Source organism: Pelagibacterium sp. (assembly GCF_048264985.1).
Taxonomy (GTDB): Bacteria; Pseudomonadota; Alphaproteobacteria; order Rhizobiales; family Devosiaceae; genus Pelagibacterium.
This window is the reverse complement of the sequence record NZ_JBLXCL010000007.1, coordinates 78317-101455: the sequence shown is the minus strand read 5'-3', so window position 1 is coordinate 101455 and position 23139 is coordinate 78317. Positions and strand designations below refer to the sequence as shown.

Here is a 23139-nt window from a genome sequence, read left to right as displayed (position 1 = left end):
CTAGTTCTGGCCGTCGCGGGGACGATCATTGTCCTGCAACAGGGTGTCGATCAGCGTGGTCAGGCGCTTGTTGACCTCTGCCTGTTCGGAGATGTGAGCCCGCAGATCTTCTTGTTCGGCCCTGATGTGCTTGACGAGACCGTCAATGCCCTTGGCCAATTCAGCCATGGCGCGGATAGCGTTCTGCGACGAATTCTGGGTCTGCATCGTCGCGCCCAGCCGCTCGAACATCTGCTGCATTTCAGGGCCCGACACTCCAAAATTGTTGGCCTGCATCGTTGCTATGGGGTGGTCGAGCTCGGTCATCGAACTCATCCAATCTTCAAGGTCGGTGTAGAACGCGTTCTGGGCCTGACCAGCCTGCAGATCGAGAAAGCCCAATACCAGCGAACCCGACAAACCGAACAGCGATGACGCAAAGGCGATCGACATGCCGCCCAGCGGCGCTTCGAGACCATCCTTGAGATTGCCGAAAATATTGGTGGTGTCGCCCGACGTTACGTCGAGGTTCTGAATAACGCCCGATACTGCGCCCACAGTCTGAAGCAGACCGTAGAACGTTCCGAGCAGTCCCAGAAAGACAAGAAGGCCGGTGAGATAGCGCGACGTGTCCTTGGCCTCGTCAAGCCGGATTCCTACCGAATCAAGGATCGAGCGCATCGAGGCAGGGGTAATTACGGTCTCGCCCAGCTTGTCCCGCATGATTGCGGCGACCGGTGCGAGCAACACCGGGGCGCGCCGGAGTTGGCCGGCATTGCCTTCCTGGAGTGAATTGACCCAATTGACCTCGGGGAAAAGTCGGATCACCTGCCGGAAAGACAGAATGATCCCCACCAGCAATACAAACAGGATCATGCCGTTAATGAACGGATTGGACCAGAACGCGTCGAGAAGTTGGGGCAGCAAGATGATCGCCACCATCGCCACGAGGACAAGGAAGATGACCATCTTGATCAGATAGACCAGTGGATTGGCGAGGCGATACGGGTCGTATGATTGCGTCATATAGGGCCGGCTCCTGGCAGCGCTTCAGGTCAGATGACCAGTGGCGTGTCAAATTTGCGCCAGCTTAGTCAGACCGCGGTGACCTGACAATGACTTGAGACGTGGTTAAGGAAAAGTGACCTTTGCCCAAGAACTCATGCCAGCCCTATTTTACAGCTTGAACGGCCTTGAGAAGGTCACGCTGAATGATCTCGTTGCCTGCAACCACTTCGCCCTTGGTGACGGCATCATTACCACCTGCAAAGTCGGTGACGAACCCGCCAGCTTCCTTGACCAACAGCAAACCGGGGGCTACGTCCCACTGCTTCAATCCTGCTTCCCAGACTCCGTCGAAACGGCCCGATGCCAACCAGGCGAGATCCATCGAAATCGATCCTGACCGTCTGATTCCGGAGACTGCGGGGGTGATGTGAGCCAGTTGACGCAATTGCAGCGCATCGAGAGCGCGTCCCTGGGAATTGATGCCCGTGCAGATCAGCGCCTCAGACAGGTGCTTGCGACCGGCAACGCGCAGGCGGCGGTTGTTTAACCAGGCGCCATTGCCCTTTTCGGCTGTGAACAGCTCGTCCATCACAGGGTTGTAGATCACCGAAGACACGATCTCGTTGTTGCGCTCCAGCGCTATGGCAACCGCAAAGATCGGCACGCCATGCAGGAAGTTGGTCGTCCCGTCGATCGGGTCGATGATCCAGCGGTGCATGCCGTCTGTGCCTTTGATCTCCCCGCCTTCTTCCATGAGAAAGGAATAGGTGGGCCGGGCCTTCATAAGTTCGTCCATGACGACCTTTTCGGCGCGCTTGTCGGCAACCGATACAAAGTCGGCGGGACCCTTGCGCGAGACCTGCAGGTTTTCGACTTCGCCGAAATCGCGGATCAGGCCCCTGCCGGCCTTCAGGGCCGTGTTGACCATGATATTCATCAGCGCTGAGCGAGCCATGCGAGTGTCCTTGTGTCTTTGTCCCATGCGGGAGACCAATGCGTGGTGCTCTCTAGCACGCTGCGCCTTGCGGTCAAAGAAAACACCCTCCCCGATGGGGGAGGGCTAAAAAGCGAGAGAGGCGACGAAATCAGTCAGCGCGACGGATATAGGTCACTTCGGTCGTGTCCACGATAATCCGCTGACCAATGCCGACAAAAGGCGGCACCATCGTCTTGACGCCGTTTTCAAGCGTTGCAGGCTTGAACGAGTTGGCAGCGGTCTGGCCCTTGACCACTGGCTCGGTGTCGGTGACCTCGAGCGTGACCTGTGCAGGAAGCTGGATACCGAGCGGGGTGTCTTCGTACATTTCGACGGTGACCATCATGCCATCCTGGAGGAAGGCGGCGCGTTCGCCAACGAAGTCGGTAGCCAGTTCAATCTGCTCGTAGCTTTCGGTGTTCATGAACACCAGCGCGTCGCCCTGCGCGTAGAGATACTGGAAGTCGCGCTGTTCGAGCGATACACGCTCGACGGTCTCGGCCGACCGGAAACGTTCGTTGAGTTTGGTGGTGCCTTGAATGGCCTTCAGTTCAACCTGGGCATAGGCTCCGCCCTTGCCGGGTTTGACGTGATCGACCTTTACAGCGACCCAAAGGCGGTCCTGATGCATGATCACGTTGCCGGGACGGACTTCGTTACCGTTGATCTTCATTGCAAATACTTTTCGTTGCTGCGCCCGCGCGGATGGGCGCGCAAGGCCGATAAGACTGGTGGGATGGGCTTTTGCCCCAGAACGGGCCCGTTTTCAAGTCTTGGCAATCATCCTGGCGTTGTTAGCTCGTCCAGCGGCACTGAAAGCGTGTCCAAGCTATCGGGCAAAGGCTCGTTTGCGGGCGACTGTCCAGATTGGGACGGCGGGTCTTGGGCCGGCGGAACGCCCGGCCAATAGCGCGCCCTTTCCTCGGCTCTTGCCAGTGTCCCAGGATCGGCTCCACTCAGCATCCGATCAAGCCCTTCTTCGGTCAGTCCTTGGCGACGCGCCAATATCCGGTACATGGCGGCACTCTCAAGATCCTGCGCCATGCCCTCGGCCGACGCCAGCATCATGGCATAGCGAACCTGGCCCACAGGGTTGCCGGCTTCTGCAGCGCGGCCATACCAACGCGCTGCACCTTCAGCATCCCGGGTGCCGTCGCTAGCACCCATGTAAAGCAGGGTTGCATATTCGACCTGAGCTTCTGGTAGGCCCTGTTCTGCAGCCATTTCAAGCAACTGGAGTGCTCTTGCAGTGTCGGGGGCAATCCCGGCGCCTTCCAACAGCATTATGGCGAAATCATACTGCGCCTCGGGGAGGCCGGCCTCGGCGGCTTCTCCGATCAACTCGGCAGCAGCTGCCAGATTGGGTTCGGCATAAGTCCCTTCGACATGGAGCAGACCTAGATTGTATTTTGCCGCCATATGGCCGCCTTCGGCGGCTTTTTCAAACAGTGCTGCGGCGCGCTCGCGGTTGCGGGGAACGCCGGTGCCGGTCTGGTAAATCATGGCCAATTGAAAGGTCGCCTGAATGTCGCCATTCTGGTCGGCCTGAGCGTACCAGGTTATTGCGCGTGGCACATCCTGAGGCACGCCAAGCCCATTAGCGTGGATTTCTGCAACTAGGGTCTGCGCCACGGCATCACCCGATGCGGCGCGCCGTTCGGCGAGCCGAAGCGCTGTCAGATAATATCCACGCTGGAAGGCGCCATATGCAAGATCGACGCCGTCCGGTGGGTCGAGCAGCATGCGCGAAATGTCGAGCGCCTCATCCATCTGATCGCTCTGAGCCAGAGCCGCGATGGGTGACAATGCCACAACCCCGGCAAGCAATGCTGCTGAAAGCACTTTCATGGAGCATCTCCGGGCGTCGTGATCTTGTCCCAATCGGCTTGCGCGAACGCTGCGAATTCAGACTTTAAGCCACCAAGATCAGCTGGCATTTCGATGCAAAGGACTGATGGCACTTCAAAAGTCTCGGCCCACCATTCAGCCATTTCGTGTCCGCCAACATCTTGCCGATCGCCGAACATAAGGTAGTCGATATCCAGCTCTCCCCGGGTCATCGCTTCGTGGCGCGATCCGATGTCGCCGGTGCCAACTATGAAATCTGGCTTGAGCTCGTCGACGGCCTCGCGCAGCCCTTTGATCCCCCCCGACATGTGGACGCCGTCCACATAGGCGCGGCGGACCAGATCGGGTCGGTTGTCCAGAAGGACCGCGCAATCGTGCTTTTGGGCGATTTTGGCCAGAGGTTTGGCTCGACCAAGATAAGCAAAATCGTCCTCTTTACCGGCCTTGAGCAAAAGCGCTGCAGCCGGCACGCGCGCCAAGGTAGCTTCGAGCCGTTCAGCGGTAATCTCCGGCTCAGCGATCAGGAATATATCTGCCATGGTTCCCCAGTCGTTTCGCTTCCCTTGCCGTCAAACAATGACAAAAAAAGGGACGCTGCGTCGATACAGCGTCCCTTGGCTTATGGGAAGACCAATTGGCAGCAAGATGCCGGGGTGCCCGGCCTGTCTTGGATATCGCGTCAGGCCGCTTTGTCGATTTCAGGTGCCCATTGGCCGAGAGAAGCAAGAGAATTCATCTTCGCCCGGTGGATGAAGGCGCGGCGTCCTGCTTCAATGTTTTCAGCCTTGCCGCCCCAGGTCTGGAGCGCTTCGGCCTGCAGGGCGCGACCGTAAGAGAACGTCAGCGCCCAAGGTAGTTTGCCGATGTTGTGCATTGCCGAGAGGTTTGCGCTGGCCTGTTCCGACGTCTGGCCGCCCGACAGAAAGGCGATTCCTGGTACGATTGAAGGAACCGTTGCCTTGAGCGTGCGAACTGTGCGTTCGGCAACGTCTTCGACAGAAACTTTTGGGCCGTTGATGCCAGGGATGACCATATTGGGTTTCAAAATCATGCCATCGAGGGCGACGCCTGCCATGCGCAATTGCTCGAAGACTTCGCCGAGTGTATCGGTAGTGACCTTTTCGCAGGTCTCGATGGTGTGATTACCTGGTTTTCCGTCCGCTAGCACTTCAGGCTCGACAATCGGGACGATGCCGGCTTCCTGGCACAGCGCTGCATATCTGGCGAGGGCATGGGCGTTGGCGTGCACGGAAGCGCGGGTGGGTTTGTTTTCGCCAATGCCGATAACGCCGCGCCATTTGGCGAAGGCGGCACCGAGCCTTGCGTATTCGGCTAGCCGATCGCGCAGGCCATCGAGGCCCTCCGTGACGGTTTCATCGACATAACCGGGCATTGGCTTGGCACCGGTATCGACCTTGATGCCGGGCAAGCAGTTGGTCGCGCGCAGCATGTCCACGAACGGTGTGCCATCCGCAGCGGATTGGCGGATGGTTTCATCAAAAAGGATAACGCCGGAAACGTAGTCGGTCATGGCTTCGGTAGCGCCGAACAGCATCTCGCGGTAGTCGCGGCGGTTCGTTTCGGTGGATTCCAACGAGATGGAATCAAAACGCTTCTTAATGGTGCCGGTGGATTCGTCGGCGGCCAAAATGCCCTTGCCGGGCGCAACGAGCTGGTTGGCAATCTCGCTCAGTCGAGACATCGGACGCTAAACCCCATGGATGTGAATATGATGCCAAAATACCCGAACGTCAGGGTCATAATCGATTAGACGTTCGGGTATAGAACGAAGGGATTAGTCGCGCGCGGGAACCCTTGCTCGCTAGTGCGGCTTAAGGGCGTCGACGCCGGGCAGGGGCTTGCCCTCCATCCACTCAAGGAACGCACCCCCGGCTGTCGAAACATAGGTGAAACTGTCCTTGACGCCGGCATGGGCCAATGCGGCGACGGTGTCCCCACCGCCCGCTACGGAGGTTAGGAGCCCTTTTTTTGTACGTTCGGCTGCGTGCTTTGCGACTTCCACCGTGGCCTTGTCAAATGGGGTCATCTCAAAGGCGCCAAGCGGCCCGTTCCAGACCACGGTCTTTGCTTCATTAATGGCAGTTTTGATCTTTTCAATCGATTGAGGCCCGGCATCGAGAACCATGCCGTCCTTTTCAATGGCGTCCAGGCCGTAGATTCTGGAAGGGGTCTCGGCCTTGAAGTGCCATGCGACCACGCCATCAATGGGCAAGATGATTGCGCAGCGCGCCTCTTCGGCTTTGTCCATGATGCGCAACGCGGTTTCCTTGAGGTCGCGTTCGCACAGCGATTTGCCTACATCGTAACCAAGCGCATAAATGAACGTGTTGGCCATACCGCCCCCGATCACCAATGCTTCGACCCTGTTTACCAGGTTTTCGAGCAAATCGATTTTGGTCGAGACTTTCGCACCGCCAACGATAGCGATTACTGGCTTTGTGGGATTGCCAAGTCCCGCTTCGAGCGCTTTCAGCTCGGCTTCCATCGCGCGCCCAGCGCCAGCGGGAAGTTTGTGAGCCAGGCCCTCGGTTGAAGCGTGGGCGCGATGAGCAGCCGAAAACGCATCGTTGATATAGAGATCACCCAGCGATGCCATTGTCTCGACAAGCTTGACGTCATTGCCTTCTTCGCCCGGATGAAAACGGGTGTTTTCCATCAGGACGACGGACCCGGGTTCTGCGGCGGTGATCACTTTTCTCGCATCCGAGACATCGGTCCAATCGGTTGCAGCGAAATGGACAGGTTTGCCGATAATCCTGTGGAGCGCGTCGACAACGATTTTTAGGCTCATGTCGGAATCGACCTTGCCCTTGGGCCGCCCGAAATGGGCGAGGAGGATCGGCAGTCCTCCCTTGTTGGCGATTTCCTGAATGGTGTGGGCGACGCGATCGATGCGCGTGGCATCGGCCACCTTGCCGTCCTTGACCGGCACATTGAGATCGACGCGCACAAGAACGCGCTTTCCGTCGAGGTCGAAGTCGTCAAGGGTCTTGAAGGCGGCAGTCATACTCGCATCCATTCGGTCTGAATTCACAATTCCCTCGGGAGCACAGTGACCCAAGGTCGGACGATAGGCAAGAAAAAGGCGCTCCGAAATGGAGCGCCTTTGATTGCGGATTTTTAAAGTTCAGAGCGTTTTTGCAAACGCTACAGCTGTGTCGCTCATACGGTTGGAAAAGCCCCATTCATTGTCGTACCAGCTCAGGATACGCACAAAGGTGCCTTCCATGACCTTGGTCTGGTCCATGTGGAAGACCGAGGAATGGGGGTCATGATTGAAATCGGTCGAGACCAGTTTTTCGTCGGTATAGCCTAGAACGTTCTTGAGCTTGCCTTCGGCCGCGGTGCGGATCGCCGCGTTGATTTCTTCGACCGAAGTTGTCTTCTTGGCGATGAACTTGAAATCCACAACGGAGACATTGGGGGTCGGAACGCGGATCGAGGTGCCGTCGAGCTTACCGTTGAGCTCAGGCAGCACAAGGCCCACGGCCTTGGCGGCTCCGGTGGTGGTGGGGATCATCGAAAGGGCTGCAGCGCGGCCGCGATAGAGATCCTTGTGCATAGTGTCGAGCGTCGGCTGGTCACCGGTGTAGGAGTGAATCGTGGTCATGAACCCCTTTTCGATGCCCACCGCTTCATTGAGCACATAGGCGACCGGGGCCAGGCAATTGGTCGTGCACGAGGCGTTCGAAATCACCTGGTGATCCGCCGAGAGCTTGTCGTGATTGACGCCGTAGACCACGGTCAGATCCGCGCCGTCTGCCGGTGCGGAGACGATCACCTTTTTGGCGCCGGCTTCAATGTGCGCGGATGCTTTCTCCTTGGAGGTGAAGATGCCCGTGCATTCCATCACGATATCGACGCCCATTTCGCCGTGCGGCAGTTCGGCAGGATTGCGGACGGCGGTGACCTTGATCGGACCGCGTCCCACATCGATCGTATCGCCGGCGACCGTCACAGTGCCGGGAAAGCGGCCATGTACCGAATCGTAGCGGATAAGATGGGCGTTGGTTTCAACTGGCCCGAGGTCGTTGATGGCAACGACTTCGATGTCGGTGCGGCCGGATTCTACGATGGCGCGCAGGACGTTGCGGCCGATGCGGCCAAATCCGTTGATGGCGACGCGGACGGTCATGGAGCTACTCCTTGAGTATGGATATGCCGAACGGGAGGAAAAAGGGGCGCTGGACGCGCCCCTTGATTTGAAAGTCTATTAGAGCTGGGCCTTGGCCGCTTCAACAGCGGCTTTGGTCGTAATACCGAAGTGCTTGTAGAGCGCATTGATTTCGCCTGAGGCGCCGAACCCGGTCATGCCGACAAAGCGGCCAGTCTCGCCAAGGATCTTGGACCATCCCATTTCAATGCCGGCCTCGATAGCGACACGGGCGCGCGCTTTGCCGAACACTGTGCGTTTGTAGTCTTCGGACTGGGCGTGGAACAATTCCATTGAGGGCACCGAAACCGCGCGGGCGGAAATACCTTCATTGGTGAGTTCCTTGGCAGCTTCGACGGCAAGCTGGGTCTCAGAGCCCGTTCCGAAGATGACCACGTCGGCGTCCTTGTCGCCCCAGACTGAATACGCGCCGCGCAGGCACATATTGTCCTTTGAGTATTCGGCGCGCAGGGTGGGCAGGCCCTGGCGGGACAGCGCCAGGATTGAGGGTGTCTTGTCGCGCTCCAGCGCAATTTCCCAGCACTCGGCAGCTTCCATGGCGTCAGCGGGACGCAAGACCAGAAGGTTGGGGATGGCGCGTAGGGCAGCGAGGTGCTCGACGGGCTGGTGTGTAGGTCCGTCTTCGCCCAGGCCGATGGAATCATGGGTCATGACCAGGCCGACACGGATGCCCATCAATGCTGCGAGGCGGATGGAGGGGCGGCAGTAGTCGGTGAAGGTCATAAACGTGCCGCCATAGGGATAAAGCCCACCATGCAGCGCGATACCGTTCATGGCGGCAACCATGCCGTGCTCGCGGATGCCGTAATGGATATAGCGGCCCGAATAATCGTTGGATGTGAAGGGAAGTGTCTGGGACGTGTTGGTGTTGTTCGAGCCGGTCAGATCAGCCGAGCCGCCCAGCGTTTCCGTCATGACGCCATTAATGACCTCAAGGGCGTTCTGGGACGAGGCGCGGGTGGCGAGCTTTGGCTTGTCTTCGGCAAGCTTGTGCTTGTAGTCAGCCATTGCCGATTTGAGCGCTTCGGGTAGATCGCCGCGCATGCGGCGTTCGAAATCGGCCTTGGTTTCTGCATCGGCGCTATTGAGCCGTTCTGTCCAGGCGCTGCGCGCTTTGGTGCCACGGTTTCCCGCAAGCCGCCAGGCGTCAATCAAGTCTTCGGGTATTTCAAAGGGGCCGTATGCCCATCCCAACTCTGCCTTTGCCAGGGCAATTTCTTCATCGCCAAGCGGCGAGCCGTGCGCTTTGGACGTCCCGGCTTTGTTGGGCGAGCCGAAGCCAATTGTGGTCTTGGCGGAAATGAGCGTCGGCTTGTCGGATTTCTGAGCGGTCTTGAGCGCCTGCTCGATCTGTTCTGGATCGTGGCCGTCGATTTCCAAGGTGTTCCAGCCGACTGCCTTAAAGCGAGCAATCTGGTCCGTGGAATCGGCCATCGACACCTTGCCGTCGATGGTGATGTCGTTGTTGTCCCAGATGACGATGAGCTTGTTGAGCTTAAGGTGCCCGGCCAGCGAAATCGATTCCTGGGAAATGCCTTCCATCAGACACCCGTCACCCGCATAGACATAGGTGAAGTGGTTGACCAGATCGTCGCCATATTCGGCGTTGAGCTTGGCTTCAGCGATCGCCATGCCCACCGAATTTCCAAGGCCTTGGCCAAGCGGGCCAGTGGTGGTTTCAATGCCGTCGGCATGACCGTATTCTGGGTGACCAGCCGTCTTGTAGCCGAGCTGGCGGAAATTCTTGATGTCGTCGAGCGTCATGTCCTCGTACCCGAGCAGGTACAGCGAGGAGTAGAGCAACATAGAGCCGTGGCCCGCCGAGAGCACGAACCGGTCACGGTCGGGCCAATGGGGAGCCTTGGGATCGAATTTCATGATCTTGGTGAACAGCACGGTCGCGATGTCGGCGCCGCCCATCGGTAGTCCGGGGTGGCCGGAGTTGGCGGCCTGCACGGCATCCATGGAAAGGGCGCGAATGGCATTGGCCATGGCATCGTGTTTGGCTCTGTCTGTCATGGTATCCCGAAGCGTTCGACGTTAGGAAAAATGGCGATGCGGCGGTCCGCACGAGACGGCCCGGTCGCGCGAGGCAGACACATAACAGGTCCGGGTATCGAGTCAATGTCGGCACAGTGGCGACCCCGGGAGGGCGCCCTTGCCATTTCCGCCACTTTTGGGGTTATTGTGGCCTATGCAGGCAATGGATTCGAAGGACGCGTTCAAAGTGACACCGCCATCGACCGGAGAGAGCTTTACCACCGCTATCGAACGGCTCGACCGCGCGTTGAACCGGCTCGATACTTCGGTGCGCTCACTGTCGGGACGGCTGCGCTCCTCCGCCCAAATACAGGCCGACAGCCAGAAACTGGCAGGGGATCTCGATCGGGCTACGGCGCGGGCCGACAAACTCGACCAAGCCACAGACCTTGTTTCCAAGCGGATCGAAGACGCCATGACAAGCGTACGTTCGGTGCTCGAAGAGGGAGAAAGCCGTGGCTGAAGTCAGCGTTGAAATCAACGGCAGAAAATACCGAATGGCCTGTGAGGACGGGCAGGAGACACACTTGTCGTCTCTCGCCTCCCGGTTCAATCGCTATATCGACGATTACAAGGGCACGTTCGGTGAGATCGGTGACAACCGGCTCACAGTAATGGCCGGCATAGCAGTAGTGGACGAACTGGCCGAGGCCGAACGAAAACTCGAACAATTGCGGGCCGAGCTTCAGACAGTGACCAAGGCCGGCAACGATGTTGCCGCCGAGGCCGAGACAATGGAAAGCAAGTTTGCCGCGAAGCTGGCGGATGTGGCGCGACGCATAGAGTCTATTGCAACTGCTGTCGATGCAGCAGGTCAAGAACCGCAGGGGAACTCGTGACATCATCCGGGGTGGTGACTGGCGTGCATTGCGCCCGCGGACATAATTTTTCTAAATCCACTGCAATGTTCATTGATATTTTGGCCGGGCTTGGCGTTGCTGGTGATGCCCATGCAGGCAAGACTGTTAGGCATCGCTCAAGGGTTGCCGTCGATCCCGACCAGCCCAATCTTCGCCAGGTGCACCTTGTTGCGTCCGAACTGCTCGAAGAGTTGAATACGCAGGGATTCGATCTGTCGCCCGGCGCATTGGGGGAAAACATCACGACACAGGGTATCGATTTGATCGAACTGCCCCGTGGGACCGTATTGGTTATTGGCGATGTGCGTCTGAGCGTAACCGGACTGCGTAATCCGTGTGTGCAAATCGAAAATTTTCGACCAGGGCTCTTAAAGCAGATGGTGGGAAAACGCGACGACGGCACGCCTCTGCTGCGGACTGGCATCATGACGACCGCACTGAACAGTGGGCCCGTCACGGCCGGGAGCGGCATAGTTGTGCAGTTGCCGCCCGAACCGCATATCCGCTTGGAACGGGTGTAGAGGCCGCGTTTCGCTGTTCAGATTTTTTTGAGGCCCGACCGCACCAGATGGGCGCGCAGATCTTCGATTTGTTGGTTTGTCATTGCCCGCTTTGGTAGCATCTGGAACAGCTGTTGGGATTGCATGATCAAGAAAACCGCTTGATCCTCGCTCCAGCCAAAATACTGGTTCCATGCAATGGTCCCGCCCATGCTTGACGTGTTGGCAGTAAAGCCATCCTCCGACCAGGAAGCCGCTATTGGTGCGTGAAGCGTTTTTTGCTGCGCAAAAACTTTTTTGGCGCGGTAGGGCAGTGCGATGAAATAGATCAGCGGTGGCATCGCCGCCAGTCCGATCAACCCGCCGATTGCTGCTGAAGTGAAGCCTTCGTCAAACCCAGTCATTATCATCATCGCCAGAGCGACAAGAACTATCAGGAAAGTGAATATTTTGGGGCCGGTGTTGGCGATGAAGTAGCGCCGCGCGTGCAATTGCAACGCCGAAGCGTAGTCGCTTGGCGTAAGCGTAAGGGTGACAGGTTGTGTGGTTGTTCTCATAGTTTTGTGTTCTTCGACAGGTCGTTCCAAGTCAAGCCGGTCCCGCCTGCAAAATCTGCTGGTTTACCATTTGAGCGTATAGGGATGGACAGTCCAGTGCGGTGCCTCATGATTGGGCAGCAATCCGAACCAAAGAGATTCGGAACAACGGGCTGCGCCATCTCAAAACAATGCTCTGTGGCGTATAGCTCATCGGGGGAAAATTCATGTCCAACACAGCGCTACATGCGCCAAAGCTAAATATTGACCTCAAACGTTGCGCGCGCTGGGTGTTTGTCGCCTCTTTGGTGATCATTGCCATGGGAATGCTGCGCGAGATCGTCATTTCACAGATCGGCCTCGAAACACCGCTGAAGGAACTGCGCCACATTTCGCTCGATTCCGAACTTTCACTTCCGGCCTTTTATTCGGCTGTCCTGATCCTTGCCATAGGGGTCATGCTCTTGTTGATCGGGCAGGTGGTGCGCCAGACGCGCGGCCTTGATGGAAACCGTTGGACGGTTTTGGGGATCATTTTCTGCCTTATGTCGATCGACGAGGCTGCGAGTTTTCACGAATCGCTGATGATGCCATTGCGCAATGCGTTCGATTTGACAGGAATATTATATTATTCCTGGGTCGTCCCTGGCGCGATCGCGGTGGCGTTGATCGGCGCGTATTTTGTACCCTTCCTGCTGCGTCTTTCGCGTCGTACGGCTGTACTGTTCGCCGTTTCCGGCAGTGCCTATGTGGGGGGCGCGCTTGGCATGGAACTGGTGGGCGGGGCGATTGAGCATGCGGTAGGCAAGAAAACCGCAGCCTATTCGCTAGCAATCCTGGTTGAGGAAGGGCTCGAAATTATCGGGCTGACTGCGTTTTTCTATGCCTTGGTTGATCATATCGAACGGTCATGGGCGAGCGTTGGATTAACGCTGGCGACGGGCAGTGCGCCTGCCCGCCGGTCCGAGGCTCCGAGGGCTATGACATCAGGCTGATGTGGGCATCGTTCTCCGCCTGGAGAAACAATTGATCCGAACCCACTTTTCGGCTGGCTCACAAAGGCCTATATGACGCTTGCTGCCCGGTTCGTGTAGGATTCTGCATCCCCGGGGCCTTATCGATCCTTAAGGGAGCTGTCCCTGACCTGGCCCGTGGGCTGGGATATACGGCGCCCACCTACATGAGTAGGTTTCCCGGGATCGACACATCCCACGGCCAGGGCGGCACAAAATTTGAGGAAAGAGAGCGGTTTGACAGATACCGAAGCTCAGCTTGAAGATCACAAGGCGACCCTGCGGCAAGAGGCTCTCGCCCGCCGACTTGCTGTGCCGCAGGCGGATCGCGCCGACGCTGGCAAGATTGCTGCCGACGTCTTCCTGGAAGGCGTTCCACTGCAAAAAGACCAGGTCGTCGCTCTGTACTGGCCGATCCGCGACGAGATCGATTGCAAACCGCTTTTGACGCGCCTGATGGATTCAGGTCAGAAAGTTGCACTGCCGGTCGTGCTCGACGAGAACGAACCGCTTGAGCTGCGACTTTGGGAAGATGGTCAAGCGCTCTATCCTTCCGGGTTTGGAACGCTCGCGCCAGCCGACAGTGCGCCGGTCGTTGATCCGGATATCGTCGTGATCCCGCTATTGGCCTTTGACAAGCTCGGCACGCGCCTGGGCTATGGCAAAGGCTATTACGACAGAACTCTCGCCGCGCTCTGCAAAAAGCCGTTGCTCGTAGGTTACGCATTTTCGGCTCAGGAGCTGGACTTCATTCCGCGGCTTGCGCACGATCTGCCGCTTGACCTTCTCGTCACCGAAAACGGCCTTCGCCGCTTCGAGGACGCATGAGACTTCTATTTCTGGGCGATGTGATGGGCCGTGCCGGCCGCGATGTCGTGACCGAAAAATTGCCCGATCTCATAGAGCGCTTCGGATTCGACTTCGTCATCGTCAATGGCGAAAATGCGAGCCACGGGCGCGGTATCACCGAAGCCCATTACGAAATCATGCGTGATGCCGGGGCCGATGTGGTGACACTGGGTGATCACGCTTTTGATCAGCGCGAGTTGATGACTGCAATAGAGCGGCACGATACGCTCATTCGTCCCATCAATTTCCCGCCGGGCGCGCCAGGCCGCGGCGCCACGATGGTCACTGGCCGGAAAGGCCATCAGGTGCTTGTGGTCAATGCGTTGGGTCGCGTGTTCATGCCGCCAATGGATGATCCGTTCCGGGCTGTTGATAACGCCATCGCCCGGTGTCCGCTCGGCGAGCAGGCTGATGCCATCGTTGTCGATTTTCATGCCGAGGCGACGTCGGAAATGCAGGGCATGGGCCATTATCTTGATGGGCGCGTCTCTCTGGTGGTCGGTACGCACACGCACATCCCGACGTCTGACCACCGCATATTGCGCGGTGGTACAGGATTAATGAGCGATGCCGGCATGTGCGGGGACTATGACAGCGTGATCGGAATGGAACCCGAAGAGCCGCTTAACCGGTTCGTGACCGGTCTTGCGACTGCGCGCTTTACACCGTCTGAAGGCGAAGCAACTCTGTGCGGTGTGGCGATCGAAACGGACAGGGGCACGGGATTGTGCCGACAAATTCTGCCGGTGCGTATCGGTGGGGCGCTCTCTCAGGCTTACCCCGATTTTTCCTGAAGGGGATCAAATCGGATAAAAATGCGTTAGGCTGCCCATAGAGTGAAAGCGTGGGGATGGGCCATGGACGCGATTATTAATTTCATCAATTCGATCCTATGGGACTACATCCTAGTCTACGGTCTGTTGGCGGTGGGCATATTCTTCACGTTTCGCCTTGGCTTTCTCCAATTTCGCTATTTTCCCGAAATGTTCCGCAACGTGCTCAGTGCGAAAAGCACCGACCGTTCGGGCATTACCCCGTTTCAGGCCCTATGCACCTCGCTGGCTTCGCGTGTAGGCACTGGCAATATCGCCGGGGTCGCGGTGGCGCTTTATATAGGGGGGCCGGGCGCGATATTCTGGATGTGGATGGTCGCCCTGGTCGGAATGGCTACGGCTTATGCGGAGTCCACACTAGCCCAGCTCTACAAGGTCCGCGACGGGGACAATCACTATCGCGGTGGCCCGGCCTTCTATATTGCCCGCGGACTTAAAGCCCATTGGGCTGGCGTCTTGTTCTCGGTTTGCCTGATCCTGGCGTTTGGGCTGGTGTTTAATGCCGTGCAGGCCAATTCGATCGCCGATTCCATGGAAGTCGCCTTCGGACTGCCCAAGATCTGGGTGGGCGTGGCCCTGGCAGTCGTTGCGGGCATCGTGGTTTTCGGTGGCATTTCCCAGATTGCTAACGTCGCCCAGTTTTTGGTGCCGTTCATGGCAGTGATCTACCTCCTGGTCGCGATCTTTGTAATCGCAACCAATTTTTCCGAAGTGCCAGGCGTGTTCGGACAGATCTTTTCGGGAGCATTCGGTCTTGATGCAGCGGCTGGCGGGATATTCGCGGCGCTTTTGCAGGGCGTTCGCCGGGGTCTTTTTTCCAACGAAGCCGGCATGGGTTCGGCACCAAACATCGCGGCGGCCGCAACGCCGGATCCGCACCATCCATCCTCGCAGGGCTTTGTCCAGGCGCTTGGTGTTTTCATCGATACGTTGGTGATCTGTACCGCGACAGCGCTGATGATCCTGCTTTCGAGCGCGTTGGTTCCCGGCAGCGAATTGACAGGCACTCCGCTCACCCAGGCGGCAATGACTGAGCATATCGGGGTTATCGGAACCTATTTCGTGGCAATCGCCATCCTGTTTTTTGCCTTCACGTCCATCATTGGCAATTATGCCTATGCGGAAAGCGCTATGGTGTTTATCGGGCTCGGCAGCAAGGCGGGCCTGATCGGCCTGCGCATCGTGGCGCTGGGTATGGTGATCTGGGGCGCCTATCAGAGCGTTTCAACGGTGTTCAATGCCGCTGATGCGGCAATGGGGCTGATGGCGACCGTCAATCTGGTAGCCATCGTTTTGTTGTCGGGCACAGTGGTCAAGCTTACGCGGGATTACACCAAACAGCGCGACAAGGGGATCGAGCCGGTATTCCATGCAAAGGACTATCCAGAACTCGCCAATGAGATCGATAGCACCATCTGGGACCGGCACGATCAGGGCTAGGTGCATTGCCAAATATGACTGGACTCGGATTGTTTTCGTGTACCCGTCTTTATTTTCGTTGGCTGGACGATTATAAGCCCGGCCAATCCATTCCGATTATCAGCAGGGAACTGTCCGACAATGGCCGGCCATTCACAGTTCAAGAACATCATGCACCGCAAGGGCCGTCAGGACGCGGTGCGCTCGAAGATATTCTCAAAGCTGGCGCGCGAGATTACCGTCGCCGCCAAGTCCGGAATGCCCGATCCGGCAATGAACCCGCGGTTGCGTTTGGCGGTTAACAACGCAAAAGCCCAGTCGATGCCCAAAGATAACATCGAACGCGCCATCAAGAAGGCGCAGGGCGGCGAAGGCGATAATTACGAGGAAGTCCGCTACGAAGGTTACGGCCCGGGTGGGGTTGCTGTCATCGTGGAGGCTCTGACGGACAATCGCAATCGGACTGCCTCCAACGTACGCGCCATATTTTCCAAGGCCGGCGGCGCTCTGGGCGAAACCGGGTCGGTCGCGTTCATGTTCGACCGGGTGGGTGAGATCTATTATCCCGCCAAGACCGGTGATGCGGATACCATCATGGAAGCGGCGATCGAGGCAGGTGCCGAAGACGTGCAGTCGGACGAAGAAGGTCACACCATCTATTGCGCCTTTGAAGACATCGGCGAGGTGTCGACCGCACTCGAAGCAGTGCTTGGCGAAGCCGAAAGCGTCAAAGCTGTGTTCAAACCCCAGACCAACACCCCAGTCGATGCCGACAAAGGTGCGAGCCTGATGCGCATGATCGACAATCTCGATGACGATGACGACGTTCAGAACGTATATGCGAACTTTGAAATGAGCGATGAGGATATGGCCAAGCTTTCGGCCTAGCCTCCGGTTCGTCAACGAAATTGGCGGCCTTAGCGCCGCCTTTTTTATGCGCGGCGCTTTATATCCTGCCCTCTATAGACCAAGTCCGTTGGTTGGCAGTTGGCCGCCGCTGGCACCGGCAGTGCAATGAGACTAACAGCGTTACGGCCGGCTTTCTTGACTTCATAGAGCCGCTCATCTGCACTCTTGAAGATGGCACCGAAATCGATCGGACTTTTGGTGGACGCGCCACCGATGCTAACCGACAACGTCGATGCATTGGGGCTGGCATCAAATTCGATCATCTGAACCGCCTTGCGGATGGCTTCGGCTATCCGGGCAGCCTGTTCGCTCCCTGCGCCAGGCAAAAAAACGCCAAACTCTTCGCCGCCGAGCCTTCCAACGATGTCGTCGGCTCGGATAGAGGCACGTATCGCCGATACGATCAGCTTGAGCGCTGTGTCGCCGCTGGCGTGGCCAAATCGATCATTTATGGATTTGAAGTGATCAGCATCGATGACGAGCAATGTGCTGCCATCACCTGTTGCACCGCGCAAGGCAGTGGTCGCGGTCTCGACAAATGCACCGTGATTTAGGCAATTTGTCAGGCTGTCGCGCGCGGCGGCGGCCTCAAGCTGTGCATAGGCGAGTTGCAGCTCATGCTGGCGGATCGACATGTAAAACACCATGGGGCCGCCCAAAACCAGAGGGGCGATAATAGCGACAATCAAACCGATTTCGCCAAGACCTTGCGAGAAAATGCCGAGAATTACGTATGACACCACTATCGAAAATACTACTGCAACGACCATGTGACTGAGCGTGCGTCTGACGATGCCGGCCCAGGCCTGCCGAGGCAGTCTGAATTTTCGTGCCATGAATATGTACCGAAGTGTTTGCGTCCGGGCGAACCCTAGTCACTAAGGGATGAACACAATCTTGCCGGAGTACTGAAATTTGCGTCGGTCCACCGGAATGTGATCGGGTGGAAGAATCGGTCAATGTTTTTGGTTTGTTCACTTTGCGCTTGGTAGGCTGACGCGAACCGGCTAATTTGGGGCATGTTGAATATCGTGCGAATCATGGGGATTGATCCGGGGCTGCGGCGGACCGGCTGGGGCATTATCGAGGCTGAGGGAAACCGGCTGCGTTTTATCGCCTGCGGGGTTTTGACGCCGGCCGTCGACCAGCAGCTTTCCCTGCGCCTCGTTCATCTCCACGAAGGGTTGATGCGATTGATCGCAGAACACCATCCAACTGAAGCTGCCGTCGAAGAAACCTTCGTCAACGCTGGCGCGCGTTCAACGCTGCTGCTTGGACAGGCGCGCGGCATTGCTGTGATGACCCCGGCTTCCATGGGGCTGCCGGTAGGAGAATATTCGGCCAATCTGGTCAAGAAGTCGGTGGTGGGAACCGGACATGCGGAAAAAAAACAGATCGAATTGATGGTCAAAACGCTGATGCCTGCCGCCAATTTCAAATCCTCGGACGCCGCCGATGCCCTGGCGATTGCTATTTGCCACGCCCATCACCGCCAACACCGTAAACTGGCAAAGAGCGCATGATCGGCAAACTCAAGGGGATTATCGAAACGCTTGGCGACGACACTGCGCTGATCGACGTCAACGGCGTATGCTACGAGGCCCATTGCTCGAGTCGCACCCTGCAGACGCTGCCCCGTGTGGGCGAAGCGGCCGTGTTGTTTATCGAAATGATCGTGCGCGAGGACATGATCCGGCTCTACGGCTTTGCCAGTGAGGGCGAAAAGAGCTGGTTCAAACTGTTGATGACCGTTCAGGGCGTGGGTTCTCGCGTGGCACTGGGCATCCTGTCGATCCTTTCGCCATCCGATCTTTCCTCGGCCATCGCGCTCCAGGATAAGGCCGTGGTCGGTCGAGCGTCCGGTGTTGGTCCCAAGCTGGCCCAGCGCATCGTGTCCGAGCTCAAGGGCAAGGTTCCCGCCGGGGTTTCCATCGATGCCGGAGCGATGGGCCTACAGACTGCACTGGGTGAGGGCGTCGCTTCGGGCAATGTGTCCGATGCGGTCTCCGCACTGGTCAATCTGGGCTACGGGCAGGCGCAAGCCTCAAGCGCGCTGGCGCGGGTCGTGGCGAAAGAGGGTGAGGATACCCCCACCGAAAAGCTCATCCGGCTCGGTTTGCGGGAATTGAGTTCGTGAGGTCCGTTGCAATCGGACGCCGGGAGCAATAGCAAACCAGTATGACCGATCTCACCAATGCCGCCGAAGGCCGCGACGACAGTCTCGACGTTTCCCTGCGCCCCTCGGGTTTTTCCGAGTTCATCGGGCAGGAGGCGGCGCGGGCCAATCTGCAGGTGTTCATCGAAGCGGCGCGGCAGCGGCAGGCAGCGCTCGATCACGTGTTGTTTGTCGGTCCGCCAGGACTGGGCAAGACGACGCTCGCTCAGATCATTTCGCGTGAGCTCGGTGTCGGCTTTCGGGCCACCTCCGGTCCGGTCATTGCCAAAGCGGGGGATCTGGCCGCGCTTTTGACCAATCTCGAAGAGCGCGACGTTCTGTTCATCGACGAAATCCATCGTCTCAATCCGGCGGTTGAAGAAATTCTCTATCCGGCGATGGAGGATTTCCAGCTCGATCTGATCATCGGGGAGGGCCCGGCGGCGCGTTCGGTGCGTATCGATCTTGCAAAGTTTACCCTTGTGGGCGCCACGACCCGCGCGGGGTTGTTGACCACGCCCTTGCGCGACCGGTTCGGTATTCCGGTTCGCCTGAATTTTTATACGCCCGAGGAGTTGGTCAAGATCGTCGAGCGCGGGTCGCGGCTGATGGGCATGGCCATGACATCTGACGGTGCCATGGAAGTGGCCCGCCGCTCGCGCGGCACTCCGCGCATCGCGGGTCGCCTTTTGCGCCGGGTCACCGACTTTGCGCTGGTCGAAGGCGCTGCCGAGATCAATCGCAAGGTCGCCGACAAGGCGCTGTTGCGCCTTGATGTCGATGCGAAAGGGCTCGACCAGCTCGACCGGCGCTATCTCAAGACCATCGCCGAATTTTATGGCGGCGGGCCGGTGGGCATCGAAACCATTTCGGCCGCGCTCAGCGAACCGCGCGATGCCATCGAGGAAATCGTCGAGCCCTATCTCATCCAGCAGGGCTTCATTCAGCGCACTCCGCGCGGGCGCATGATGACGGCGCTGTCCTTCCAGCACATGGGCTATGCAGTGCCGCAGGGTTTCGTTGGACTGCAGGCGAGCCTTTTCGAAGAGGAGGGAGGGGCGGAGTGAGCGTTTTCGGCGGAGAGATCGGTCCCGATGGCGTTCACCGCTTCCCGGTGCGAGTCTATTTCGAGGACACCGATTTTTCCACCAATGTCTATCACGCCGCCTATCTGAAGTTCTTGGAGCGGGCCCGCACCGAATTTTTGCGCGCCCATGGCATTCATCACGCTGAATTGATCTCCGAGGGCCTGGCTTTCGCCGTTCGTGAAATGACCATTTCTTACGACAAGCCAGCCCATATCGACGATCTTTTAGAGGTTCTAACGACGTTTGCGGAGGCCGGCGGCGCTCGGTTTGTACTGGACCAGAATTTGGCACGCGGTGATGAGATCATCTGCCGTGCGAGGGTCGTCGCCGTCCTGCTTAACGAACGGGGCCGCCCCGTGCGACTTCCGTCCCGCCTGCGCGAACTGCTCGCGCCAATGTGAAAGAAGGAGGGCATCAACCCTCCCTCTGCAGTTTTGAAACTGAGAATCCAGGATATTTGCGGCGCCCGCCTTACATGGCGTCCGCCTGCATCACCTGCCCGCGAATCTCGCCACCAGGATACTGCTCGGTGTGGATATTGAGATACCAAAGGCCGTCCATAAGCTGGGTGACCTGCTCCTCGGTCAATGTGGCGCTTCCCTCGATCGGACTGGCAAGATCGCCCTCGATCGGGACGACGGGGCTTGCATTCTCGCCCTCTGCGGCCGGACCGTGAAAGTGGGCGGCGGTCGCCGGGCCGGTCAGCCCTTCATAGCTCGCCGTCCAGGCGAACTCCATGGATTCGGAATCATAGGTGGCTTCGAGAGAACCTGTGGCCGCCGAGTCGGCAGCTCCAGCGGCTTCAGCGGTAAGATCGGCGGCGAAGTTGCTCACTTCCGCATAGGCAGGTGCGGCTGCAAGCATCAGTGCGGCAAGGCCGGCACCAAGGACGGGTGCGATCTTCATGATGTACTCCTTATTTTGAAGCGCGCCGCGCATTTCGCCAGCGCACACCCGGTAAACGCCGCTCCTGCCCTGACGTTCCTCTCACCGCTTTGTAAGCCCAAACGGGCCATGAGAGTTTATTAACCTTTTCTTGACCATAAATGGGGCAAGCGGCACCGCTGCGTCGTGCTGACCGCATCGTAGGCATTTGTCTCCTAATTTTGACAAATTTGACCGCGATTGCATCTTGCATTGCTGGCGGCGGGGCACTCATCGGCAAGGTTTTTTCTCCGAGGAAGACTTATTATGGAAGCTATGGACGCAGTGGGCAGCGCGGCGGCGCATACGGACTTTTCGCCCATCGGCCTGTTCCTGATGGCCGACATCGTCGTGAAGCTGGTGATGATTGGCCTTCTGTCAGCATCGATCTGGTGCTGGGCGATTATCATCGACAAATCGCTCAAATTTACCCGTGTGCGATCCGACATGAACCAGTTCGAAAAGACGTTCTGGTCGGGTCAGTCGCTCGAAGAACTGTATCAAACGCTCTCGCAACGTCCGACAAGCGGTCTGGCTGCGGTCTTTGTGGCGGCGATGAAAGAATGGAAACGTAGCCACGAGCAGAATGCATCGAGCTATGTCGGCGTACAGGCCCGGCTGGACAAGGTGCTCGACGTTGCCATCGCGCGTGAGAGCGAGCAGCTCGAAAGCCGTCTGTCTTTTTTGGCAACTGTAGGCTCGGCCGCGCCATTCATCGGCCTGTTCGGCACCGTCTGGGGCATTATGAACGCATTTTCGTCCATTGCTGCTTCCCAGAGCGCTAGTCTTGGGGTGGTTGCCGGACCGATCGCCGAGGCGCTGTTTGCTACGGCCATTGGCCTTGTCGCGGCTATTCCTGCGGTTATCGCCTACAACAAGCTCTCTGGCGACGCCAACAAACTGGTCGGCCGGCTTGAAGGATTTGCCGATGAATTCGCGGCTATCCTCGGTCGCCAGCTCGAAGCGCGGAGCCGCAAATAATGGGCATGGGTGTTGCAGGCGGAAGCGGGGGCGGACGTCGCCGTCGTCGTGGCCAGCGCAAGGCCATGATGAGCGAAATCAACGTCACGCCATTTGTCGATGTGGTGCTGGTGCTGCTGATCGTGTTCATGGTTGCGGCCCCGATGATGACCGCAGGCGTTGCTGTGGATCTGCCCCAGTCCTCGGCGGGAGAACTTGAAACGCCGCGTACCCCCATTATGGTTTCGGTCACGCCAGAGGGAGAGATCTACGTTGATGACGAGCCGGTGGTTTCCAGCTCCCTGGTAGCTGCAGTTGCTGCGCTCGCCGAGTCGACTGAAGATCGCATTTATGTGCGTGGCGATACCTCGGCCAGCTATGGCACCGTGATGGACGTCATGGGCACGCTATCGTCTGCAGGATATTCGCGCATCGGATTGATCACGCAGCAGCCGACTGCCGACAGTTCGGGGCAATAGTCCATGCGGATCGGGACCACTGTATCGGTCATCGGCCATATCGCCATTATCGGGCTCACCCTCGTGCAGCTATCCAGCGTCGAGCGGTTGGACCCGAATATGGATACGGCGATTTCCGTCGATCTGGTGCCCATTTCGGAATTTTCCAACATACAGGCAGGTAATCTGCAGAGCGAAGTCGTCGAGACCGACACGCCCTCGGCTGTCGACACTGAAATTGAAGCCGAGATTGCAGATCGTACTGGCAACACCGAGGAAGATCAGCCGACGCCTGAGATCTCTGATACGGCCTCTCCAGCGCCCACGATCGAAACAGCTCCTGCGCCCGAGCCGACTCCAGAACCTGAAACGACCCCGGAGCCCGAGCCGGAGCCTCAGCCAACGCCGGAGCCAGCCCCACCACCCACACCGGCACCACGTCCCGAACCGACTCCCGACCCAGAGCCCACACCGGAGCCTGAGCCGGCGCCCGAACCAACGCCGACCCCGGCGCCTGAGCCTGAGCCTGAGCCTGAGCCTGAGCCTGAGCCTGAGCCTGAGCCTGAGCCTGAGCCTGAGCCTGAGCCTG

General features: G+C 58.2%; 26 protein-coding genes, 1 other RNA gene and 1 pseudogene. 16 read left to right on the top strand and 12 right to left on the bottom strand.

All coding sequences use genetic code 11. The annotated features are described in order from the left end of the window. From ACN0TA_RS15580 to tkt, 9 genes are all read right to left on the bottom strand, one after another. Complete coding sequence (locus tag ACN0TA_RS15580; RefSeq protein ID WP_417584581.1) at positions 1-1005, bottom strand: flagellar motor protein MotA; 1005 nt, start codon at positions 1003-1005, stop codon at positions 1-3. A 145-nt stretch (positions 1006-1150) separates the two neighbouring features. Continuing rightward, positions 1151-1942, bottom strand: coding sequence for an inositol monophosphatase family protein (locus ACN0TA_RS15575; RefSeq protein WP_417584579.1), 792 nt, complete (start codon positions 1940-1942; stop codon positions 1151-1153). A gap of 130 nt (positions 1943-2072) precedes the next feature. Further along, positions 2073-2636, bottom strand: a complete 564-nt coding sequence (gene efp / locus ACN0TA_RS15570) for an elongation factor P (RefSeq protein WP_417584577.1) — start codon at positions 2634-2636, stop codon at positions 2073-2075. Between the two features lie 107 nt (positions 2637-2743). Continuing rightward, positions 2744-3811, bottom strand: coding sequence for a tetratricopeptide repeat protein (locus ACN0TA_RS15565; protein ID WP_417584575.1), 1068 nt, complete (start codon positions 3809-3811; stop codon positions 2744-2746). Further along, entirely contained in the window at positions 3808-4350 is a 543-nt protein-coding gene (locus ACN0TA_RS15560; RefSeq protein WP_417584573.1) for a thiamine phosphate synthase, read from the bottom strand. The genes ACN0TA_RS15565 and ACN0TA_RS15560 overlap by 4 nt, the downstream gene beginning before the upstream one ends. Positions 4351-4490: 140 nt before the next feature. Continuing rightward, positions 4491-5513: a class I fructose-bisphosphate aldolase gene (locus tag ACN0TA_RS15555; RefSeq protein WP_417584571.1), complete on the bottom strand. Its 1023-nt coding sequence runs from the start codon at positions 5511-5513 to the stop codon at positions 4491-4493. Positions 5514-5633: 120 nt separating this feature from the next. Next, complete coding sequence (locus ACN0TA_RS15550; RefSeq protein ID WP_417584569.1) at positions 5634-6839, bottom strand: phosphoglycerate kinase; 1206 nt, start codon at positions 6837-6839, stop codon at positions 5634-5636. A gap of 120 nt (positions 6840-6959) precedes the next feature. Continuing rightward, the gene (gap, locus tag ACN0TA_RS15545) at positions 6960-7967 is read right to left on the bottom strand and encodes a type I glyceraldehyde-3-phosphate dehydrogenase (RefSeq protein ID WP_417584567.1); all 1008 of its coding nucleotides are present in this window, start codon (positions 7965-7967) and stop codon (positions 6960-6962) included. 78 nt (positions 7968-8045) lie between these two features. Beyond that, entirely contained in the window at positions 8046-10025 is a 1980-nt protein-coding gene (tkt, locus tag ACN0TA_RS15540) for a transketolase (protein ID WP_417584565.1), read from the bottom strand. Positions 10026-10233: 208 nt separating this feature from the next. Here tkt and ACN0TA_RS15535 point away from each other — a divergent pair, with 208 nt between their 5' ends. From ACN0TA_RS15535 to ACN0TA_RS15525, 3 genes are read left to right on the top strand one after another with little or no spacing between them, the layout of a single operon-like run. Further along, positions 10234-10509, top strand: a complete 276-nt coding sequence (locus ACN0TA_RS15535) for a DUF4164 family protein (protein ID WP_417584563.1) — start codon at positions 10234-10236, stop codon at positions 10507-10509. Continuing rightward, complete coding sequence (locus ACN0TA_RS15530; protein WP_417584561.1) at positions 10502-10885, top strand: cell division protein ZapA; 384 nt, start codon at positions 10502-10504, stop codon at positions 10883-10885. Before ACN0TA_RS15535 ends, ACN0TA_RS15530 begins: the two co-directional genes overlap by 8 nt. Further along, positions 10882-11427, top strand: coding sequence for an MOSC domain-containing protein (locus tag ACN0TA_RS15525; RefSeq protein ID WP_417584559.1), 546 nt, complete (start codon positions 10882-10884; stop codon positions 11425-11427). Before ACN0TA_RS15530 ends, ACN0TA_RS15525 begins: the two co-directional genes overlap by 4 nt. 17 nt (positions 11428-11444) lie before the next feature. Here ACN0TA_RS15525 and ACN0TA_RS15520 read toward each other — a convergent pair whose 3' ends face one another. Then, positions 11445-11963 carry a YcxB family protein gene (locus ACN0TA_RS15520; RefSeq protein WP_417584557.1) on the bottom strand — a complete coding sequence of 173 codons (519 nt, stop codon included), beginning with the start codon at positions 11961-11963 and terminating at the stop codon, positions 11445-11447. Between the two features lie 206 nt (positions 11964-12169). On the opposite strand from ACN0TA_RS15520, the gene ACN0TA_RS15515 reads away from it, so the two are divergent. The 6 genes from ACN0TA_RS15515 (at position 12170) to ACN0TA_RS15490 (ending at position 16944) form a co-directional block, all read left to right on the top strand. Then, positions 12170-12937, top strand: coding sequence for a hypothetical protein (locus ACN0TA_RS15515; protein ID WP_417584555.1), 768 nt, complete (start codon positions 12170-12172; stop codon positions 12935-12937). Between the two features lie 76 nt (positions 12938-13013). Then, a non-coding RNA gene (ssrS, locus tag ACN0TA_RS15510) (6S RNA) lies at positions 13014-13173 on the top strand. Positions 13174-13192: 19 nt separating this feature from the next. Further along, on the top strand, positions 13193-13783 hold the full coding sequence (locus ACN0TA_RS15505; RefSeq protein WP_417584553.1) for a 5-formyltetrahydrofolate cyclo-ligase: 591 nt from the start codon (positions 13193-13195) through the stop codon (positions 13781-13783). Beyond that, positions 13780-14598 (top strand): TIGR00282 family metallophosphoesterase, encoded by an 819-nt coding sequence (locus ACN0TA_RS15500; RefSeq protein WP_417584551.1) that lies wholly within the window; start codon positions 13780-13782, stop codon positions 14596-14598. The genes ACN0TA_RS15505 and ACN0TA_RS15500 overlap by 4 nt, the downstream gene beginning before the upstream one ends. A 63-nt stretch (positions 14599-14661) precedes the next feature. Beyond that, the gene (locus tag ACN0TA_RS15495; protein WP_417584549.1) at positions 14662-16077 is read left to right on the top strand and encodes an alanine/glycine:cation symporter family protein; all 1416 of its coding nucleotides are present in this window, start codon (positions 14662-14664) and stop codon (positions 16075-16077) included. Between the two features lie 120 nt (positions 16078-16197). Next, the gene (locus ACN0TA_RS15490; RefSeq protein ID WP_417584547.1) at positions 16198-16944 is read left to right on the top strand and encodes a YebC/PmpR family DNA-binding transcriptional regulator; all 747 of its coding nucleotides are present in this window, start codon (positions 16198-16200) and stop codon (positions 16942-16944) included. 44 nt (positions 16945-16988) lie between these two features. On the opposite strand, the gene ACN0TA_RS15485 is transcribed toward ACN0TA_RS15490, so the two are convergent. Continuing rightward, complete coding sequence (locus ACN0TA_RS15485; protein WP_417584545.1) at positions 16989-17801, bottom strand: GGDEF domain-containing protein; 813 nt, start codon at positions 17799-17801, stop codon at positions 16989-16991. A 183-nt stretch (positions 17802-17984) separates the two neighbouring features. On the opposite strand from ACN0TA_RS15485, the gene ruvC reads away from it, so the two are divergent. The 4 genes from ruvC to ybgC are packed head-to-tail and all read left to right on the top strand — an operon-like array spanning position 17985 to position 20609. Beyond that, the gene (gene ruvC, locus ACN0TA_RS15480; protein WP_417584543.1) at positions 17985-18488 is read left to right on the top strand and encodes a crossover junction endodeoxyribonuclease RuvC; all 504 of its coding nucleotides are present in this window, start codon (positions 17985-17987) and stop codon (positions 18486-18488) included. Then, the gene (gene ruvA, locus ACN0TA_RS15475) at positions 18485-19102 is read left to right on the top strand and encodes a Holliday junction branch migration protein RuvA (protein ID WP_417584541.1); all 618 of its coding nucleotides are present in this window, start codon (positions 18485-18487) and stop codon (positions 19100-19102) included. Before ruvC ends, ruvA begins: the two co-directional genes overlap by 4 nt. Before the next feature lie 41 nt (positions 19103-19143). Further along, entirely contained in the window at positions 19144-20187 is a 1044-nt protein-coding gene (gene ruvB, locus ACN0TA_RS15470; protein ID WP_417584539.1) for a Holliday junction branch migration DNA helicase RuvB, read from the top strand. Then, the gene (gene ybgC / locus ACN0TA_RS15465) at positions 20184-20609 is read left to right on the top strand and encodes a tol-pal system-associated acyl-CoA thioesterase (protein ID WP_417584537.1); all 426 of its coding nucleotides are present in this window, start codon (positions 20184-20186) and stop codon (positions 20607-20609) included. The genes ruvB and ybgC overlap by 4 nt, the downstream gene beginning before the upstream one ends. Before the next feature lie 70 nt (positions 20610-20679). Here the strand turns inward: ybgC and ACN0TA_RS15460 are convergent, their stop codons facing one another. Next, the gene (locus tag ACN0TA_RS15460) at positions 20680-21114 is read right to left on the bottom strand and encodes a CHRD domain-containing protein (protein ID WP_417584535.1); all 435 of its coding nucleotides are present in this window, start codon (positions 21112-21114) and stop codon (positions 20680-20682) included. Between the two features lie 294 nt (positions 21115-21408). On the opposite strand from ACN0TA_RS15460, the gene tolQ reads away from it, so the two are divergent. The 3 genes and pseudogenes from tolQ to ACN0TA_RS15445 all read left to right on the top strand — a co-directional run. Further along, the gene (tolQ, locus tag ACN0TA_RS15455) at positions 21409-22113 is read left to right on the top strand and encodes a protein TolQ (RefSeq protein ID WP_417584623.1); all 705 of its coding nucleotides are present in this window, start codon (positions 21409-21411) and stop codon (positions 22111-22113) included. Continuing rightward, positions 22113-22571 (top strand): biopolymer transporter ExbD, encoded by a 459-nt coding sequence (locus tag ACN0TA_RS15450; RefSeq protein ID WP_417584533.1) that lies wholly within the window; start codon positions 22113-22115, stop codon positions 22569-22571. Before tolQ ends, ACN0TA_RS15450 begins: the two co-directional genes overlap by 1 nt. 3 nt (positions 22572-22574) lie before the next feature. Further along, positions 22575-23139 (top strand): annotated as a pseudogene (locus ACN0TA_RS15445) (hypothetical protein); the annotation flags it as partial.